2 protein-coding genes (1 of these 2 only partly in view) are annotated in these 1,293 nt (G+C 64.7%); both read left to right on the top strand.

Features of this window, described 5'->3' with window-relative positions; all coding sequences use genetic code 11:
* Positions 1–223: 223 nt before the first annotated feature.
* Positions 224–1,141, top strand: coding sequence for a protein-methionine-sulfoxide reductase catalytic subunit MsrP (gene msrP / locus OU426_RS18095; protein WP_267635572.1), 918 nt, complete (start codon positions 224–226; stop codon positions 1,139–1,141).
* Positions 1,141–1,293, top strand: the 5' end (the start) of a protein-coding gene (gene msrQ, locus OU426_RS18090; RefSeq protein WP_267635571.1) for a protein-methionine-sulfoxide reductase heme-binding subunit MsrQ. The gene runs 486 nt beyond the window's last position; 153 of the gene's 639 nt are visible here — the first part of the coding sequence; its start codon is at positions 1,141–1,143; its stop codon lies beyond the right edge, outside the window. The genes msrP and msrQ overlap by 1 nt, the downstream gene beginning before the upstream one ends.

The following is a 1,293-nucleotide window of genomic DNA, read 5'->3' as shown; positions in this document are numbered from 1 at the left end:
CCCGGCCGACGCCCGACGGCGCGGTCCTGCACTGACGGATTTCGTCCGGGCTTCGCCCGGCCGACCCGCCGGGGGAGGCGCTGCCTCCCCCGGACCCCCTCCGGGATATTTGCAAACGGAAGAGGGAATGTTTCAGGCTCTGATCGGTTTGTGAGAGGACTTTATTTTGCGGGGGCCTCGCCCGCGCCTAGAGTGCTTCCGTGGCCAAGGGAGCGCGCAAGACATGGGATACAGGTTCCGGACGGATCTGAAATGGTCTGACGTGACGCCGAAGGGCGTCTTTCTGAATCGCCGCCAGCTGATGGCGGGGGCCGCGGCCTTCGGCCTTGCGCGCCCGGCGATGGCGAAGATCGCGGCGCAGCCGTCGGCCTATTCGACGGACGAGGTGCCCAACACGCTCGAAGACATCACGAGCTACAACAATTACTACGAGTTCGGCACCGGCAAGGAAGACCCCGCCGCCAATGCCGGATCGCTGACGGTCAAGCCCTGGACGGTGAAGATCGACGGAATGGTCGACAACCCCGGCGACTACGGGCTTGAGGATATCCTCGCCAATGTCACGCTTGAAGAACGCATCTACCGGTTCCGCTGTGTCGAGGCCTGGTCGATGGTCGTGCCGTGGATCGGTTTCCAGCTTTCCGATCTTCTCGCGCGCGCGGGCATACGCGCGGGCGCGAAGTATGTAGCGTTCGAAACCCTGATGCGGCCCGAGGAGATGCCGGGGCAGGCTTACCCGATCCTGGACTGGCCCTACCGCGAGGGGCTGCGGCTGGATGAAGCGATGCATCCTTTGACGATCCTCGCGACCGGGCTCTATGGCGAGGAACTGCCCAATCAGAACGGCGCGCCGATCCGGCTGGTGGTGCCGTGGAAGTACGGCTTCAAGTCGATCAAGTCGATTGTCCGCATCACGCTGACCGACAAGCAGCCGCCGACCAGCTGGAACATGCAGAACCCGCGCGAATACGGTTTTTATTCGAACGTGAACCCCGAGGTCGATCATCCGCGCTGGTCGCAGGCCAGCGAGCGGCCGCTGGGCGCGGGCATCTTCGGTGGCCGGGTGCCGACGCGCAAGTTCAACGGCTATGACGAGGTGGCAGGCCTTTATGCCGGTCAGGATCTCGCGGTGGACTTCTGATGGGACCGGTACAGCGGATCAATGGCTGGCTGAGGGCGGTGCCCGCCTGGACGCTTTATGTCGCGGGCGCGCTGCCGCCTGCATGGCTGTTCTACTTGGCCGCAATCGGCCGTCTCGGCGCCGACCCGGTCAAGGGGCTGGAGCGGCAGATG

The sequence above is a fragment of the Frigidibacter sp. RF13 genome, assembly GCF_026626305.1.
Lineage (GTDB): Bacteria > Pseudomonadota > Alphaproteobacteria > Rhodobacterales > Rhodobacteraceae > TMP-24.
Note: the sequence above shows the minus strand (reverse complement) of the source record. Positions and strands in the feature narration are given on the sequence as shown.

Coding starts and splice junctions, on each gene's coding strand:
- msrP (WP_267635572.1), top strand. CDS start 224: ATGGGATACAGGTTCCGGACGGATCTGAAATGGTCTGACGTGACGCCG.